The sequence below is a fragment of the Vibrio sp. 10N.222.52.B12 genome (genome assembly GCF_002875385.1).
GTDB classification, from domain to species: domain Bacteria; phylum Pseudomonadota; class Gammaproteobacteria; order Enterobacterales; family Vibrionaceae; genus Vibrio; species Vibrio jasicida.
Window position 1 is genome coordinate 40697 of the sequence record NZ_MDAW01000147.1, and the last position, 17733, is coordinate 58429.

Genomic DNA, 17733 nt, shown 5'->3' on the forward strand with positions numbered 1-17733 from the left:
TATCAACCGCCCGAATAGCGGGTCACAAGTTTCCGTTTCCAACGAAACCCAAAAGAATTTGTGATGACTGAAGTGCCCGAGAGCATCCCCTTCCAGCCGGGAGGCTGCAAAATATAAGCCATGGGATCAGGCACCGTGAAAGAGCGAAAAACCAGTGACAAGTTGCAAAGAAATATAAAAGAAAAGACAACGAGAAATTTTCAATGAAAAGAATGTTAATTAACGCAACTCAAAAAGAAGAGTTGCGTGTCGCTCTGGTTGATGGCCAGCGACTTTTCGATCTTGATATCGAGAGTCCAGGTCATGAATCTAAAAAAGCGAATATCTACAAAGGACGTATCACACGTATCGAACCAAGCTTAGAAGCCGCATTTGTTGATTACGGTGCTGAGCGTCACGGTTTCCTCCCTCTCAAAGAAATTGCCCGCGAATATTTCCCTGAAGGTTACACTTACCAAGGTCGCCCAAGCATTAAAGAAGTGCTGACTGAAGGTCAAGAAGTAATCGTGCAAGTGGAAAAAGAAGAACGTGGTAGTAAGGGGGCAGCCCTAACTACGTTCATTTCTCTTGCGGGTAGCTACCTTGTTCTCATGCCTAATAACCCTCGTGCTGGCGGTATTTCTCGCCGTATCGAAGGTGACGAGCGCACTCAACTGAAAGCCGCTTTAAGCACGTTAGAACTACCACAAGGTATGGGTCTAATCGTACGTACTGCAGGCGTAGGTAAGAGTGCAGAAGAACTTGAGTGGGATTTGAACGTACTACTTAACCACTGGGGTGCGATTAAGGGCGCAGCAGATTCTAACCCTGCTCCATTCCTAATCCACCAAGAAAGTAACGTAATCGTTCGTGCAATCCGTGACTACCTACGTCGTGATATCGGTGAGATTCTAATCGACAGCAATACCATCTACGAACGTGCTAAAGAGCACATTCAGCTGGTACGCCCAGATTTCATCAGCCGCGTTAAAAAATACGAAGGCGAAGTACCGCTATTTAGCCACTACCAAATCGAAAGCCAAATTGAATCGGCTTTCCAACGTGAAGTGCGTCTACCATCCGGTGGTTCTATCGTAATCGACCCAACAGAAGCGCTAACTTCTATCGACATCAACTCTGCTCGCGCAACAAAGGGTGGTGATATCGAAGAAACAGCATTGAATACTAACTTAGAAGCAGCAGACGAAATTGCTCGTCAATTGCGTCTACGTGACCTTGGTGGTTTGGTTGTTATCGACTTTATCGATATGACACCAGTTCGCCACCAACGTGAAGTCGAAAACCGTCTACGTGAAGCTGTTCGCCTAGACCGTGCTCGCGTTCAGATTGGTCGTATTTCTCGCTTTGGCCTTCTAGAAATGTCTCGTCAACGTTTGAGCCCTTCTCTTGCAGAAGCGAGCCACCATATCTGTCCTCGCTGTAGCGGTACAGGTGTCGTTCGTGATAATGAATCTCTAGCTCTATCCGTCCTTCGTTTAATAGAAGAAGAAGCACTGAAAGACAACACCGCGCAAGTTCTTGCCGTTGTACCTGTTCCGATTGCCTCTTACCTTTTGAACGAAAAGCGTCGCTCAGTAAACCACATCGAGCGTATCCAAGAAGTTAAGATCACCGTTGTTCCTAACTCTGATATGGAAACGCCACACTTCGAAGTGATTCGTGTACGCGAAGGTGAAGAGTTTGACCTGCTTTCTTACCTACTTCCTAAGAAATTGGAAGCAATGAAAGAAGCAGAAGGCAAAGAACCTGTTGAAGTTGAAATCAAACCAAAACGTATTGAAGAACCAGTACTAAAAGGCTTCGCTTCACCAACTCAAACTGCACCAGCTCCGGCTTCTAAACCAGCACCAGCTGCTAAGAAGAAAGAAGTGGTACAGGAAGAGAAACCTGGGTTGTTCAGCCGTCTATTCAAAGCACTAGGTAGCTTCCTATTTGGTGGTTCTGAAGAAGTTAAAGAAGAGCCGAAACAAGAAGAGAAGAAACCAAACCGCGACAATAAACGCAACAAACGTGATCGCAACGACCGCCGTCGCAACAATCAGCGTGGCGAAAACCGTGAGAATCGTGGTGACAGAGATAACCGTGATGGCAACCGCGACAACAAACGTCGTCGTAAACCACGTGAAGAGCAGTCAACAGAGCAGAACGAAACACAGCAGCAGTCTAATAAACCGCAAAACCGTAACCAAAAGCGCAAGCCAAAACCTCAACAAGCTGAAAAAGCTCAAGAGCAAAAGGCAAACGCTAAAGTTGCGGAAAAAGGTCTACAACTAGCTGCCGAAGCTCGTACTGGTTCAGAGGCGAAGCCTGAAGAAAACAAAGCGAAGCCAAACGCGAAAGCAGAAAAAGTGAAAGAGCGTCGTCAACGTCGCAAACTGAACAAATCTGTTCGTGTGAAGGACCAACAAGCCGCCGAGCAAGCAGTTGAAACTGTAAAAGCCGTTGAACCTGTTGAAGCGCCAGTTGAAAAGCCAGTAGAGGCAGCAGCAGAAGCACAACAAGACAACAAGGCAGAGTCGAAGCAACGTCGTAACCGTCGTTCTCCACGTCACCTACGTGCAAGTGGTCAACGTCGTCGTCGTGGTCGTGATCGCCGCCCTAACCCATTCCGCCTACGTAAAGGTGGTGTAGCCTCTCCAGAGATGGCAATGGGTAAGGTAATGCCACGTTACATTCCAAAACCAGCGCCTAAGAAGGAAGAGCGAGTTCAGGAAGAAACCGTTATTGCAACATCAGCGGTACCAGCAATGCAAGGTGGTTTTGCTTGTCCAGAAATGGCGATGGGTAAAGTTATCATTCATCGTGAACAACCTATTGTTACTGAAGCACCAGCTGTTGAACCGAAAGTTCAAGAGACTGTTGAAGCAAAAACTGAAACACCAGTTGTAGAAACGGTTGTTGTTGAAGCACCAGTCGTGGCTGAACAAGCTCCAGTTGTTGAAGTCGTTGAGGCTGTTGAAGCTCCAGTGGTTGACGCAACAGAAACCGTTGTAGAAGCAGCACCTGTGGTAGAAGCGATTGAAGAAGCAGCAGAAGAAGTTGCCGTTGCAATCGAAACACCAGCAGTAACAGCAGAGCCAAAAGCAGAAGTCATCAAAGTTGTAGCTAAACCACAAGCTAGCGCACCAATGACGAAAGCACCGGGCCCTCAAGAAATTCGCGAAATTTCTGTTACCGCAGCACCACTTAAAGCTGAACGTTACACGTCGAAAGGCGCTGGTAGCCAAGTAGCAACAAACAGTGCAACAGCGGCAATGACAAAACCGAACTTTAACTAAGTTTAAAACTGTCATAGCTTAAAGCTAAATAAAAGGCTGCCATTTGGCAGCCTTTTTTGTTACTTATCGTGTTAACTGAAATTGTTCATATTAATATCAACGACTGATCACATTTGTCGGTCATTATCCCTATCATTCTTGAACTTAATCACACTTTTCGGTAGCATTCGCCGACTCAAGTTTTCGACACCATTCTGATGCTGCTCTTTTTTTACTACGGTTTGTGCTGATCGAAGTGGCTAACACTTCACCTATCAGTACTTGTGCAAATATGAATATGTGTCGAGAGAAATTCATCGCCAAGAGAACTCAATACAAACCATGTTCGAATTTCCTCAATTTTCTAAGCACTCCGTAAAAAATGATGTGCTTTCAGGCTTAACCGTTGCGCTGGCGCTGGTTCCTGAAGCAGTAGCATTCGCCTTCGTTGCAGGTGTAGATCCAATGGTCGGTCTATATGCTGCATTCATTGTAGGCCTTATCACCTCTATCTTTGGTGGCCGTCCTGGCATGATTTCAGGTGCGACCGGTGCAATGGCAGTGGTAATGGTATCGCTAGTTGCAACCCACGGCGTGCAATATCTATTTGCCGCGATTATGCTGGCGGGTATTCTTCAGATTGCCGCTGGTTTATTCAAACTAGGTAAATTCATCCGTATCGTTCCACATCCAGTAATGATTGGTTTTGTAAACGGTCTAGCTATTGTTATCTTCCTAGCACAGTTAGGTCAGTTTAAAGCACCTGATATCAACGGTATACTAACTTGGTTACCACAGGACCAAATGTTCCTTATGCTAGGTTTGGTTGCTTTGACGATGGGCATCATCCACTTCCTACCTAAGATCACCACAGCTGTGCCATCTTCGCTTGTTGCGATCGTGACAGTGACAGCGCTTGTTGTTGGTTTGGATCTGGAAACTCGCACAGTAGTAGACTTCCTACGTACTATGTCTGGTGACGAAGCAGCGACTTTGGCGGGCTCTCTCCCTACATTCTCCATTCCAGCGGTACCATTGACACTTGAAACACTACAAATCATTCTGCCGTACGCAATCATCCTTGCAGCTATCGGTCTGATTGAGTCTCTGTTGACGCTGACTGTTCTAGATGAAATGACGAATACTCGCGGTCAATCGAACCGTGAATGTATCGGTCAAGGCATGGCAAACATGACGTGTTCAGTATTTGGTGCGATGGGTGGCTGTGCAATGATTGGTCAATCAATGATCAACGTAAATTCAGGTGGTCGTGGTCGACTTTCTGGCATCGTTGCAGCAAGTGCACTTCTGATCTTTATCCTATTTGCATCATCGCTTATCGAAATGATCCCTCTAGCTGCGCTAGTCGGTGTGATGTTCATGGTTGTAATCGGCACATTTGAATGGGCGACCTTCAAGCTTGCACGTCGTGTACCTAAACAAGACTTCTTTGTTATCGTTCTAGTAACTGTCGTTACGGTGCTGACTGACCTTGCGGTCGCCGTTGCTGTCGGTGTTATTGCATCAGCGCTGATGTTTGCATGGCAGCACGCAAAACACATCTACGCAGACACTCGTTTGAATGAAGAAGGCTCTAAAGAATACAAAATCCATGGCCCTATCTTCTTCGGCTCAGCGGCAAACTTCCTAGAACTGTTTAACGCGCACGGCGATCCAAAAGATATTATCGTTGACTTCGCAGACTCTCGCGTAACAGATCACTCCGCAATCGAAGCGATTGAAACGCTTGCAGAGCGCTATGCCGCACTTGGTAAAACGCTTCATCTGCGTCATCTAAGTCCTGACTGTCGCAAGCTTCTTGATAAAGCGGGTAGCTTGGTTGAAATCAATGTGAAAGAAGATCCAAGCTATAAAGTAGCAACAGACATTCTAGCGGGTTAATCCCAAATTAGATCGTTCAGGTATAGTTCTTTAGAAAGCGAAAAAGGGATGAGTCATACTCGTCCCTTTTTGTTATCTGTTTATTTACATTTATAGCTTGTTCAAAATCGCTTCTGAAGCTTCTTCAATCAAATCTAATACCAATTCAAACCCCCTTTCTCTACCGTAATATGGGTCAGGAATTTCATCGTATTTGGAGTCCGAATGGCTCAAAAATAGCGAGACTTTATGGCGATGCTCTACCGGGCAAATATCCAGAAGATCCGCAAGATTCGCCTTGTCTGCTGCGAGTACAAGATCAAACTCTCCAAAATCCTCAACCTTTACCTGACGTGAACGTATTCCTTTAAAAGAATAGCCTCGTTGCTTACCGGCTTGCATAGAGCGTGCATCTGGTGAATTACCTGCGTGGTAACCAATTGTGCCAGCCGAGTCAATTTCGACATCCACACCAAGCTTTTCGGCTTTCGCTCTCAGTACCGCCTCTCCAGTTGGAGAGCGACAAATATTTCCCATACAAACAACGAGTATTTTCTTCATTTTATTCCCTGAATTATCGATGGTTTTTCTTCACCATGTGTTGGTCTATCATAGCGAGATAATCCAATGAACCCAAGTCAGCTTGGGCAAGGCACGACAAGGAATTGAGGAAGTAATATGTCTATCGAAGAAAACAAAGAAGCACGCCATAAGGCTCGCCAACAAAAAGTAAAAGAACAGGTAGACGCAAAAATTGCTGCGGCTCAAGAGGAAAAAGGCTTGCTACTGGTTATCACAGGTAACGGTAAAGGGAAGTCAACTTCGGGCTTCGGAACGATCGCTCGTGCAGTTGGTCACGGTTTGAATTGTTCCGTTGCTCAATTTATTAAAGGTACTTGGGACAACGGCGAGCGTAATCTACTTGAAAAACTTGGGGTAGAATTCCAAGTGATGGCCACGGGTTTTACATGGGAAACACAGAATAAAACGGCGGATACAGATGCTGCTCAGTTAGTTTGGCAAGAATGTAAGCGTATGCTTAAAGACGAATCGATCGATGTGATTCTGTTTGACGAATTAACTTACATGGTGAGCTATGGGTACATAGACTTGGATGAGGTCGTAGAAGCCCTAAACAACCGTCCTAAAATGCAATCTGTCGTGATCACTGGCCGCGGAGCACACCGCACTCTGATTGAAATGGCCGATACAGTATCGGAAGTAAAGAACGTCAAACACGCTTTTGAATCTGGCGTAAAAGCTTTAAAAGGTGTGGATTGGTAATCTATTCATCGTGCAATAATTAATAAAAAAGGGTTGGCGTATTGCCAACCCTTTTCTCTTTTAGATTTAGACCGCAGTTAATTGAACAAGCCTTTCAATAGGCCATCAACGGCTTCTTTGGTCTTCTCATCTTTGATCTTGTCCGTTAGCTTCTCTACACCACGATCAATTTCTTTCTGCGCTTTTTGTTTTAACACATCATCAAAGACCAGTTTGAATTTAGGCTCTGCCCATTTTCCAGATACATTGATAGGAATGGTAATGTCTTTAAGTTCATCAATGTTCTTACCACCTTGCCCTTCTAAAGAACCAACCACTGAGGTACTGATCGTAAAATCGACGGTTTCATTCAGATAGTTGGCTTTACCTTTACCGCGCACACGCAATAACGGTGATTGGGCTTTCATGTTATCCGTTGAAACGACACCTTTATTCAGTTTCAATGTTGCTGTCATAGCACTGAAGTCGGTTTTCTTCACTTCATCTGTGCCGTCTAAGCTCTGCCCTTTAAAACGTGCGTAGTTTTCACGAATCAATTGAGCAACGTTAATGCCGTTAACTGCACCATCGGTAAAGTTAATCGCGATAGTACCAACTAAGTTCTTTTTGATGCCTGTTGGAGTGAGGCTACTGCCCTTGACATTAACGTCAATATTACCTGTTCCTTCAAGCATATCGTTGTTCGCTACATCAATAAGTAGCGGTTGAACATGAATACCTTTGATCGACTTCTTAGCCGTATAAGTCGCAGGTGATTTACGAGCATCCAACTTAGCTGTTGCAGAAATCGTACCTTGATATAGCTTAGAGGTGAACGAGTTCAGATCAAACACACCACGATTGATAGAGAAGCTTGCTTTTACGGCTTCCATCTTTGCATTCGCCGCTTTGAATTTATCGATCGTGATATCGCCTTTCACGTCTAACGTTTTCAATGCAGACAGGTCCGGTTCAACTTCTGGTCCTGCTGGTGCTTTGCTACCACCAGATGCTGGTTTATCACCCGCAGGAGCTTGACTATTCAAGCCCAAAAATTCATCTAAGTCGATATTAGGGCTGTGCACAGCAAAGCGTACCTTAGGAATATCCCCCAGAGTGACATCCGCTTTACCATCAAGTGCAATGGCGTTCGCCGTTAGCTTCTCCAACACAAAGCTCAGGTGACTCTTAGTTAGGTCAAACGAAAGATCCGAAGCCATATCCACTTTCATTGGTGATTGCGGCAGCGTATCCCCCTCAAAAGTTGAGTTGAGCGTCAACTTGTTTAATTGCACTTTGCTAATCGCCTTATCAACGTTCAGCTCACCGCCGCCTTTCATATCGAGTGTCATGCCACCCGCTTCGCCTTTGAGCGCATAGCTTAGGTTATTGGCCTTATCGAACTCAAAAGTGTCCAGACCGATAGTTGCCGAATCAATCTTGTTTGTCGCATCCGCATAAGTCGCATCAAAGTTAATGTCTTTCAGAGCATAGTTTGCAAGACCTTTCGCCAACTTAAAGTCAGCTTTACCTTGGGCGGTAAACTTCTGCTCATTCATCTCACCTTTCACACCAAAATCTGCGGTGGTCCAGTTATCAAAAGCAAACTGGGAGAGATTTAAAGAGATATCAGAAAGCTTAATATGGCTATCTGCTTGCTTGTCTTGGATTTCAACATAACCATTTGAGATGCTGACTCCTGCAAGATTGATTGTCCAATCGGAGCCAGAACCTTGCGTTGCACTCTCCTGCTTCGGCGTAGTATTCGTTGTTTGCTCAGCTTGTTGAGTTTGCGCCTTGGTAAGAGCATCAATATTTTTGCTGCCATCTTTCAAGGTTTCTAAATAGAACTCAGCGCCATCCAGTGTGACATTGCCAATTTCTAATTGTTTGCTCAACAGAGGCGTAACTGAGACATCCACACCGACGGCGTCGACTTTGAATAAGTTTGGTTGGCTAAAACCTTGAGGATTGCGCAGCTCGGTGCGTCCCAGTTCGAAACCAATCGATGGGAAAAACTGCCAACTGATATCGCCTTCAATCACCAACTCTAAACCCGTTTGCTTCTGCGCTTGTTCCACAATAAGGGGTTTAAATTGATTCGGATTGATGAAAATAATTAATGCTAAAACAACGGCCAAAATTGCCACAACAGGTATGGCGATAATTAAGAGCAGTTTCTTCATTCGCTTTTTCCTTGCTCGTGTGTTTTTAAAATTATAATAGCTGACGCCACTTATCGCAGACAGTTCCGCAAAAGCGTGAAAAACATCCAATTTTTATCTGCAACTGACTAATTTAAAAACAAAAAAAAGAAGTGGCACCTAAGGTGCCACTTCTTATCACAAAAATAAAGCGATATAGCCGTCTAAAGGCTTAAGCTTTCAGAAGTTTTGCAATGTGCGCTTTAAGAACGTCGATTGCGATACGGTTTTTACCACCACGAGGAACGATGATATCTGCGTATTGCTTTGAAGGTTCAATAAATTGCATGAACATCGGACGAACAGTTTGTTGGTATTGCTTAAGAACAGAGTCCATTGTACGACCGCGTTCTTCAACGTCACGCTTAACACGACGAAGTAGACAAATATCCAAAGGCGTATCCATAAACACAGTTGCGTGCATTAGGTTACGCAGGCGTGGGTCCGTTAGCAGCAAGATGCCTTCTAAAATGATTACCTTTTTAGGGGTCATTGGTGTGGTGTTACTTGTACGAGTGTGCTCAGTGTAGCTGTACTCAGGCACTTCTACGGCTTCGCCACGCACCAATTTTTCCAAGTGTTCACAAAGTAGGTCGTGGTCTAACGCGCTCGGGTGATCGTAGTTAGTCTTTACACGCTCTTCCATGCTTAGTTGGCTTTGGTCGTTGTAGTAGCAATCTTCCGTGATGACACCGATTTGATGATCGCCCACTTTCTCGCGAAGCTCATTGTAAATCGTGCTCGCGATCAGACTTTTTCCAGAAGCAGAAGCGCCAGCAATACCTACGATGACGCATTGATTATTATCAGACATTAGTTTGCACCCGATGATGATTTTCTAGTCACATAAAAAGATAAACTGCGTGATTATAGGGAGTTCACCCCATAGTTACTAGCTGGAATTAGAGTTTCGTTATAAGTTTCTGTCTACCTAGAGGATCAACCTCTAGGCAAACGATAAAACGAACAGTTTTCAACCAGTACTATTTAAGAACTTAGTTTACCATTGTAAAACTGATTGCATCTGGCTTGGTCTTTCCTTGCCAATACATGATGCTACAAACACGATCGGCCAATTGCTTGTAGTAGCCAGCATGCTCACTCTCCGGACGTCTTGCGACGGTTGGAGTGCCCAAATCAATGTCTTCCCGCATTGAAATGTGCAATGGGATTTGACCCAGTAAGGCTAAGCCAAACTCTTGCGACATTTTTTCAGCTCCGCCAGTACCAAAAATGTGCTCGACCGCACCACACTGACCACAAATGTGATAACTCATGTTCTCAACTACACCGACAACTGGGACGTTCACTTTATGGAACATCGCCGCCCCTTTACGAGCATCCGCTAATGCAAGATCTTGTGGTGTCGTAACAAGCACAGTACCTGTTACTGGAATCTGCTGTGACAACGTCAATTGAATATCACCCGTACCAGGTGGCATATCAATCACCAAGTAATCAAGCTCTGGCCAATCGGTTTCCGTCAGCAACTGTGAAAGCGCTTTAGAGGCCATCGGGCCGCGCCAAATGGCCGCTTCCGACTTATCCACTAAGTAACCGATAGAATGAGTATAGATACCATGTGCGAAAATAGGCTCCATCCATTTCGCATCGCGAACTTCTGGTTTTGCGTCTTCTTGACCTAGCATCATAGGAACCGATGGGCCATAGATATCAGCATCTAACAAGCCAACTTTCGCCCCCGACTGTGCAATGGCTAAAGCAAGGTTGACTGCCGTTGTCGATTTACCCACGCCTCCCTTTGCTGAGCTAACTGCGATAATGTTTTTCACGCCTTTAACGGCATTGGTAACTTGCGTCTCAAGCGCTTTGATATTCAACTCGATTTGAAAATCGAACGCTGGAACATCACCCGATGCTTGTTGCTCTTTAACCCAATGGCTCAACGCAACTTGGAGTTCGTTGCTCGCAAACGGCAAGGTAATTTGAATACCACCTTGCGCGGGGATCGCAACCATACCATTAATATCTGCCCAGTTTTCCACCAACTGCGGATGTTGAAACTGGTTAAGCCAATGACAAAAATCTTGTTTTGAAGTGAACTGATGCATGAGGCCTCCTTTATGCATCTAATCGTAGCACCCAGCGGCGAGATTCAGAACCCCAAAAAAACTAAGGCAATCCATGGTTTGATGCCTTGGCGTTAGGGAACTCATGGGGTAGTATTAGTCTCTATTTTTTATACCTATCAAAAAGCGATTATTAAGTATGGCAAACGATCCAAGAAAACTGCTGGTAACTTGTGCCCTTCCGTACGCTAATGGTTCGATTCACCTAGGTCACATGCTTGAGCACATTCAAGCTGACATCTGGGTTCGCTACCAACGCCTGCGTGGCAACACTGTAAACTTCATCTGTGCTGACGATGCTCACGGCACGCCAATCATGCTAAAAGCACAACAGATGGGTATTACGCCAGAAGAGATGATCGCTGCAGTGAGCGAAGAGCATCAAAAAGACTTCGCTGGCTTTGATATTAGCTTTGATAACTACCACAGCACACACTCAGAAGAGAACCGTGAACTGGCTTCTCACATCTACCTTGAGCTGAAGAAAAACGGTTTTATCTCTAGCCGTACTATTTCTCAGTTGTTCGATCCTGAGAAGGAAATGTTCCTACCAGATCGCTTCGTTAAAGGTACTTGCCCTAAGTGTAAGTCAGAAGACCAATATGGCGACAACTGTGATAACTGTGGTGAGACGTACAGCCCAACTGAACTGATTAACCCAAAATCAGCAGTATCTGGCGCAACTCCAGTAATGAAAGACTCTGAGCATTTCTTCTTCGACCTACCTCAGTTCGAAAGCATGCTAAAAGAGTGGACACGCTCTGGCTCACTGCAAGCTGAAACAGCAAACAAAATGCAAGAATGGTTCGAGTCTGGTCTGCAACAGTGGGATATCTCTCGTGATGCGCCTTACTTCGGTTTCGAAATTCCTGGTGAAAAAGACAAGTTCTTCTACGTATGGCTAGATGCACCTATCGGTTACATGGGCTCATTCAAGAACCTATGTGACAAGCGTGATGACCTAGACTTCAACGAATACTGGAAGAAAGACAGCACTGCTGAGCTTTACCACTTCATCGGTAAAGACATCGTTTACTTCCACAGCCTATTCTGGCCTGCGATGCTTGAAGGTTCTGGTTTCCGTAAGCCAAACAACGTATTCGTACACGGCTACGTAACAGTAAACGGCGCTAAGATGTCTAAGTCTAAAGGCACATTCATCAAAGCGAGCACGTACCTAAACCACCTAGACCCTGAGTGTCTACGTTACTACTACGCAGCGAAACTAAATAGCCGTATCGACGACCTTGACCTTAACCTTGAAGACTTCACTCAACGTGTAAACGCTGACGTAGTAAACAAGATTGTTAACCTAGCTTCTCGTAACGCAGGTTTCATCACTAAGCGCTTTGAAGGCAAGCTATCTGCTGAATTTGCGGAACCAGAGCTTTACAACGAATTCGTTGCAGCAGCTGAGCGTATCGGTGAGCTGTACGAAACTCGTGAATTCAGCCGTGCTATCCGTGAAATCACAGCGCTAGCAGACAAAGCGAACCAGTACATCGATGAGAAAGCACCTTGGGTTCTTGCAAAAGAAGAAGGTAAAGAGAAAGAGCTTCAAGAAGTTTCTTCTGTAGGTATCAACCTATTCCGCGTACTAATGGCTTACCTGAAACCAGTGATGCCTGAGCTTGCGGCTCGCACTGAAGCTTTCCTAAACGAAGAGCTAACGTGGGAAGGCGTTGCTACTCCGCTAACTGATCACGAGATCACTAAGTTCAAAGCGTTGTTTAACCGTATCGATCCTAAGAACATCGAAGCAATGATCGAAGCATCGAAGGAAGACGCTGCGGCAGAAATAGCAGCAAAAGAGAAAGCTGAAGCTGAGAAAGAAAAAGCAAGCCAAACTGAGCTAGACAAAGATCCTATCGCTGAAGAGATTGAGTTTGATGCTTTCGCAGCCGTTGATATGCGTATCGCGCGCATCATCTCGTGTGAAGAAGTGCCAAAAGCAAACAAGCTACTGAAGTTCCAACTGGACATCGGTGGTGAGACTCGCCAAGTATTCTCTGGCATCAAGTCAGCTTACAAACCTGAAGAGCTAGAAGGCAAGCTAACCGTAATGGTAGCGAACCTAAAACCTCGTAAGATGAAGTTTGGTATGTCTGAAGGCATGATCCTAGCAGCGGGCCCTGGCGGCAGCGACCTATGGATCCTTGAGCCACACGAAGGTGCTCAGCCAGGTATGCGTGTAATGTAATTCATTACGTTATCGTATTGCTTAAAAATCCCTGCCAATTCGGCGGGGATTTTTTTTGACCAAATTCACACTTTTGGTGAGAGTACGCACCAAATTTGTACGCCTGATTTTAATCAAAACTCATAAAACCTTGTTTTTATTGACTTTAATTATTGGCATTAAAACTGCTCCTACTTACTTGCTAGGTCAAAAGCACTAACAAGGAGTTGGTTATGTTTGTTTTGATTTCAACTTTCATTTCAATTGCCATTCTGGCGGGGATTTATCACTTGGCTGCGAAGCGCGAGAAGCAACATGCTCGTAAATACCAGCTACTCAGTTTATTGCGTGATGTTGTCTACCTATTACGACGTCATCGAGCAATGACTCACCACTCTCTCCAATATCATCAAAACCACGAAAATGAGATAGAACACGTCCATCGTGAGTTGAGCAATAAGTTACACCTATTACTTGATACGTCACACTTCGAGAACAAACCCATGTATCGCGTGCTGCAAATCAAAATCGATAAACTGATGGAGCAATGGGAGGATAACTCTGTAGCACGTAATCAGATGGAACATGGTCAGTTAATTCGTCACTGTTTGTTCCTGATGGATGAAGTGACCATTGCGTGGTTGGCTATCGCTCAAAGAGATGAACTTAATGACGAATATCACATGAATTGGCAAACTGTCATCGACAGCTTAGAAACATTAACTCAGTTACGGATCAGTATCCAAGATATGGAAGATCGCGGCGGTCCTGAACGAATGCGCAATTATGCGTCAGTAATGATAAGAAGGCTTAATCAGCTTGCGGTTATCAGCCCTTTGAGCCTTGCCTCTCCTACATCAGTAAGTTCCATACAGGCACTCAACGAATACATTGATGGGGATATCAACACGCTTAAAGTAGAGAAGTTGTATGATATTACTTCGGATTTATCTTTGACCATATTTAACACTTACGACCACATTCTGTCAGATATTATTGAAGTCCTGTATCAACCGCTACCAAAGTTATCTTTAGCCTAGTAGTTAAAATAAAAAACCGCAGTCGAGTGACTGCGGTTTCTTTATTCTTGAAAACGTCGTTAAGTTGAAGCTTAGCTGTCGTCTTCAGTGAAGTTGGTTGGAAGTTGCAGCTTCATCTCATTCCAGATCTGTGCACTTTCCATACCGTAATGACGAATCAAAATCGGTAGCTGATCACGCTGACCTGTTTCACAGGTTTCAAACAACTGACGGTAGAATCTCAATGCCAGATCACGTGATGCTGGGTTCGAGAAGTAGTAGCTGCCTACACGATCATAAAGCTTTCTCAAACCGTTAAAAATCAAACCGTAAATTTGGTTGCCAGAATGGAATGCAAGGCGTTGAAACAGCATGTAGTCATAGAAGTTGAACGTCTTAGCAATCAGAATCTCTTGGCGTTTTGCTTCATCTTTTTCGTTGTCTTCTTTGACACTTTGCAGGATTTTGTCTGCATATGGAGACGCGGCAATAAAGTCATCCCAAGAAGGTGCGCTAACAAGTGCTTCACAAGATTCAATTACGTTCTGGATTGTACGCTCAGACGCCTCTTTGTTTGCTTTGAACGCATAGCGCATAAAAATTGGACTGATATTCGTACGTGCCGCAAGCAAATCTTCAACGATGTTTGTCGCGTTATCAACATCTAACGTCATTAGCGTGTCCAAGATATGCAGACCAGAAGTCTCCATGAATTGGTTCACTTTGGTTGGTTTACCATGCTGGATAGTCAACCATCCATCACGAGCAAGACGTTGCAATACTTCACGTAGTGTAGTTCGAGTAACCCCGATCAGTTCAGATAGTTCACGTTCAGCGGGTAAAATTGAGCCAGGAGGAAAACGGCCGTTCCAAATGCTCTCGATTATGTATTTTTCTGCGAAACCCGCAGGGCTCTTAGCCTTAATGACCATTCTGTTTTTATCCAATATTGATTTCTAAGGGTCGATACCACTCATCATACCACTACTTAACGATTAGCGAAAATTAACGATCAATAAATGAAACGATTTCTAAATATAGAGTTAATACTCTACATATATCTTCAATTTAAAATACCAACCACTTGGAACCAAAGGCGCAAAAGTCATATTCTGTATAAAATACAGCAGTCATAAAGTCATATAAAATAAAGCCTACCTCGTCACATTTTTCTGCTCAAAATATGCAAAATAAATTTGTGTTTTACGATTAATATTCTTTCTTAATTGATCTTTTCTCGTAATTGACTTCGTTTTAAATTCCAAAGTGATTTTTTTAAGCTTTTCGTGGTATAGTAACGCCGTTTTGATCGCGTTATTACAAATAAAAAGCAGTTTTAGTCGGAAGCATCACGTTTTGTTATTGACTATAAAATGCCGAGGTGTAGAGTTGCGGTCGAAAGTGAGCGGTGCTTAAGTTCAGGGGAAGTAACTTGGCAAGACTACAGTAAGACAATGGATTGTTGTTTTTCTAAGTTATTGTTTTAAAAGACTAAATAATAAGTCTAACAAACAGATACTTAAGCACTATTGTAGTGTCTATTCATAATTTTGTTATAAAGAGAATTATCATGCCGATGTCGCTCGGAAATGCCTTTATCAAGAACTTCCTTGGTAAAGCGCCTGATTGGTACAAAGTTGCCATTATAGCCTTCCTAATTATTAACCCGATTGTTTTCTTCTTAATTGACCCATTTGTTGCAGGTTGGTTGCTAGTAGCGGAATTTATTTTCACATTAGCAATGGCGCTGAAGTGTTACCCACTTCAACCCGGAGGCCTCCTCGCAATAGAAGCGGTTGCTATCGGTATGACTAGCCCTGCCCAGGTGAAGCATGAGCTAGTTGCCAATATCGAAGTACTTCTACTATTGGTATTCATGGTTGCGGGTATCTACTTCATGAAACAGCTTCTGCTGTTCATTTTTACGAAGATCCTGCTTGGTATCCGTTCTAAAACGTTACTTTCGCTCGCATTCTGTTTCGCTGCCGCGTTTTTGTCAGCATTCTTGGATGCGCTGACCGTAATCGCAGTTGTTATCAGCGTTGCCGTTGGTTTCTACTCGATTTACCACAAAGTGGCTTCAGGAAACCCAATTGGCGACCACGATCATACTCAAGATGACACCATCACTGAGCTAACTCGTGACGACCTAGAAAACTACCGTGCTTTCTTACGTTCACTACTTATGCATGCTGGTGTAGGTACCGCACTAGGTGGCGTAACGACGATGGTTGGCGAACCACAAAACTTAATCATTGCTGACCAAGCTGGTTGGTTCTTTGGTGAGTTCTTGATTCGCATGGCACCGGTAACACTTCCAGTCTTCTTCTGCGGTTTGATCACTTGTGCAGTTGTAGAGAAGCTGAAAATTTGTGGTTACGGTGCACAACTGCCTGATAACGTTCGTCAAATCCTTGTTGATTTCGACCGAGAAGAACGCAAAACACGTACAAATCAAGACGTCGCTAAACTTTGGATTCAAGGTCTTATTGCCGTGTGGTTAATTGCAGCACTTGCACTACACTTGGCGGCAGTTGGTCTGATTGGCCTTTCGGTAATTATCCTCGCGACTTCGTTCACGGGTGTGATTGAAGAACACTCAATGGGTAAAGCGTTTGAAGAGGCTCTGCCATTCACGGCACTACTAGCGGTATTCTTCGCGATTGTAGCCGTTATCATTGACCAAGAGTTGTTTAAACCTGTTATCGACGCGGTTCTCGCCGTTGAAGACAAAGGTACGCAGCTTGCGTTGTTCTATGTCGCAAACGGTCTATTGTCGATGGTATCGGATAACGTATTCGTAGGGACAGTCTACATCAATGAAGTGAAAGCGGCATTGATCGACGGTCAAATCACCCGTGAACAATTCGACCTACTTGCAGTAGCAATCAACACAGGTACTAACCTACCTTCTGTTGCGACTCCAAACGGTCAAGCAGCCTTCCTATTCTTGCTAACATCTGCACTGGCACCATTGATTCGTCTATCATACGGCCGCATGGTTGTCATGGCATTGCCATACACTATCGTACTTGCTCTTGTAGGTTTGATGGGCATCATGTTCTTCCTAGAACCTGCAACCGCATTCTTCTACGATGCTGGTTGGATTGTGCCTAGTAGTAGTGATCTAGCACCCGTTGTGTCAGGTGGACACTAAAAATATGAGTTGATTAGGAAACTTATCCACGTTAAAAAGCTCTGAGTAATCAGAGCTTTTTTATATTTCAGACAGGATTGAAACCCGTGACTATTTTCGCATCACTAAACCAGTTTTCGAAGGGACGCTTATCTTGGCTTCTACTTCTTCTTGCTATTGTCTTCTTTGAAGCCTGTGCCCTATTTTTCCAGCACGTTATGATGCTCGCCCCTTGTGTTATGTGTATTTATGAACGCGTAGCCATGCTAGGTATTGGGGCAGCTGCAATGCTCGGCCTTATTGCACCAAACAACCCAATCACGCGTTGGATTGCGCTTGCAGCTTGGGGAGCAAGTGCATATAAGGGTTTAATGCTGGCAATGCAGCATGTCGATTACCAATTTAATCCATCGCCGTTTGCTACATGCGATCTCTTTGTTACGTTCCCAAGCTGGGCGCCATTAAATCAATGGGCACCATGGATGTTTGAAGCGTATGGTGATTGTGCAAAAATCGTATGGCAATTCTTTGGATTATCGATGCCACAATGGCTCGTGGTTATTTTTGCCGGTAACTTGATCGCTTTTGCTTTCGTTCTTATTGCTCAATTTGTAAGCCCAAAAAGAAAGAACCCGATCCAATAACACGGTTCAATAACCAGGCGATAGTTATGAAAAAGCCGACCTCAGGTCGGCTTTTTCACG

The 17733-nt window shown here is 44.4% G+C and carries 12 protein-coding genes; 7 read left to right on the forward strand and 5 right to left on the reverse strand.

Translation table 11 applies throughout. The features are described from left to right. Nucleotides 1-203: 203 nt before the first annotated feature. The gene (gene rne, locus BCT11_RS22010) at nt 204-3278 is read left to right on the forward strand and encodes a ribonuclease E (protein ID WP_102389300.1); all 3075 of its coding nucleotides are present in this window, start codon (nt 204-206) and stop codon (nt 3276-3278) included. A 321-nt stretch (nt 3279-3599) separates the two neighbouring features. Beyond that, entirely contained in the window at nt 3600-5159 is a 1560-nt protein-coding gene (locus BCT11_RS22020; RefSeq protein ID WP_102389301.1) for a SulP family inorganic anion transporter, read from the forward strand. A 90-nt stretch (nt 5160-5249) separates the two neighbouring features. Here BCT11_RS22020 and BCT11_RS22025 read toward each other — a convergent pair whose 3' ends face one another. Further along, the gene (locus BCT11_RS22025; protein ID WP_042604471.1) at nt 5250-5699 is read right to left on the reverse strand and encodes a low molecular weight protein-tyrosine-phosphatase; all 450 of its coding nucleotides are present in this window, start codon (nt 5697-5699) and stop codon (nt 5250-5252) included. Between the two features lie 117 nt (nt 5700-5816). Between BCT11_RS22025 and cobO the strand changes: the two genes are divergently transcribed. Continuing rightward, on the forward strand, nt 5817-6422 hold the full coding sequence (cobO, locus tag BCT11_RS22030) for a cob(I)yrinic acid a,c-diamide adenosyltransferase (RefSeq protein WP_038869430.1): 606 nt from the start codon (nt 5817-5819) through the stop codon (nt 6420-6422). 77 nt (nt 6423-6499) lie between these two features. Here cobO and BCT11_RS22035 read toward each other — a convergent pair whose 3' ends face one another. From BCT11_RS22035 to apbC, 3 genes are all read right to left on the reverse strand, one after another. Next, nucleotides 6500-8587, reverse strand: coding sequence for an AsmA family protein (locus BCT11_RS22035; protein ID WP_102389302.1), 2088 nt, complete (start codon nt 8585-8587; stop codon nt 6500-6502). Nucleotides 8588-8777: 190 nt separating this feature from the next. Beyond that, entirely contained in the window at nt 8778-9419 is a 642-nt protein-coding gene (udk, locus tag BCT11_RS22040; protein WP_038869428.1) for a uridine kinase, read from the reverse strand. 181 nt (nt 9420-9600) lie between these two features. Then, complete coding sequence (gene apbC / locus BCT11_RS22045) at nt 9601-10677, reverse strand: iron-sulfur cluster carrier protein ApbC (protein ID WP_039977053.1); 1077 nt, start codon at nt 10675-10677, stop codon at nt 9601-9603. A gap of 157 nt (nt 10678-10834) precedes the next feature. Here apbC and metG point away from each other — a divergent pair, with 157 nt between their 5' ends. Together metG and BCT11_RS22055 are read left to right on the forward strand one after the other, a co-directional pair. Further along, nucleotides 10835-12895 carry a methionine--tRNA ligase gene (gene metG / locus BCT11_RS22050; protein WP_102389303.1) on the forward strand — a complete coding sequence of 687 codons (2061 nt, stop codon included), beginning with the start codon at nt 10835-10837 and terminating at the stop codon, nt 12893-12895. 212 nt (nt 12896-13107) lie between these two features. After that, the gene (locus BCT11_RS22055) at nt 13108-13914 is read left to right on the forward strand and encodes a hypothetical protein (protein WP_102389304.1); all 807 of its coding nucleotides are present in this window, start codon (nt 13108-13110) and stop codon (nt 13912-13914) included. 71 nt (nt 13915-13985) lie between these two features. Here BCT11_RS22055 and fadR read toward each other — a convergent pair whose 3' ends face one another. Continuing rightward, nucleotides 13986-14825: a fatty acid metabolism transcriptional regulator FadR gene (fadR, locus tag BCT11_RS22060; protein ID WP_038869421.1), complete on the reverse strand. Its 840-nt coding sequence runs from the start codon at nt 14823-14825 to the stop codon at nt 13986-13988. Nucleotides 14826-15463: 638 nt separating this feature from the next. Between fadR and nhaB the strand changes: the two genes are divergently transcribed. Both nhaB and dsbB read left to right on the forward strand, forming a co-directional pair. Then, nucleotides 15464-17050 (forward strand): Na(+)/H(+) antiporter NhaB, encoded by a 1587-nt coding sequence (gene nhaB, locus BCT11_RS22065; protein WP_102389305.1) that lies wholly within the window; start codon nt 15464-15466, stop codon nt 17048-17050. An 86-nt stretch (nt 17051-17136) separates the two neighbouring features. After that, nucleotides 17137-17673, forward strand: a complete 537-nt coding sequence (dsbB, locus tag BCT11_RS22070; RefSeq protein ID WP_038881615.1) for a disulfide bond formation protein DsbB — start codon at nt 17137-17139, stop codon at nt 17671-17673. Nucleotides 17674-17733: the final 60 nt, after the last annotated feature.

Bases quoted from the DNA above. Each gene is read 5' to 3' on its own strand.
- udk (WP_038869428.1), bottom strand. From the start codon at position 9,419: ATGTCTGATAATAATCAATGCGTCATCGTAGGTATTGCTGGCGCTTCT.
- BCT11_RS22035 (WP_102389302.1), bottom strand. From the start codon at position 8,587: ATGAAGAAACTGCTCTTAATTATCGCCATACCTGTTGTGGCAATTTTG.
- fadR (WP_038869421.1), bottom strand. From the start codon at position 14,825: ATGGTCATTAAGGCTAAGAGCCCTGCGGGTTTCGCAGAAAAATACATA.
- cobO (WP_038869430.1), top strand. From the start codon at position 5,817: ATGTCTATCGAAGAAAACAAAGAAGCACGCCATAAGGCTCGCCAACAA.
- metG (WP_102389303.1), top strand. From the start codon at position 10,835: ATGGCAAACGATCCAAGAAAACTGCTGGTAACTTGTGCCCTTCCGTAC.
- BCT11_RS22055 (WP_102389304.1), top strand. From the start codon at position 13,108: ATGTTTGTTTTGATTTCAACTTTCATTTCAATTGCCATTCTGGCGGGG.
- nhaB (WP_102389305.1), top strand. From the start codon at position 15,464: ATGCCGATGTCGCTCGGAAATGCCTTTATCAAGAACTTCCTTGGTAAA.
- rne (WP_102389300.1), top strand. From the start codon at position 204: ATGAAAAGAATGTTAATTAACGCAACTCAAAAAGAAGAGTTGCGTGTC.
- BCT11_RS22025 (WP_042604471.1), bottom strand. From the start codon at position 5,699: ATGAAGAAAATACTCGTTGTTTGTATGGGAAATATTTGTCGCTCTCCA.
- BCT11_RS22020 (WP_102389301.1), top strand. From the start codon at position 3,600: ATGTTCGAATTTCCTCAATTTTCTAAGCACTCCGTAAAAAATGATGTG.
- apbC (WP_039977053.1), bottom strand. From the start codon at position 10,677: ATGCATCAGTTCACTTCAAAACAAGATTTTTGTCATTGGCTTAACCAG.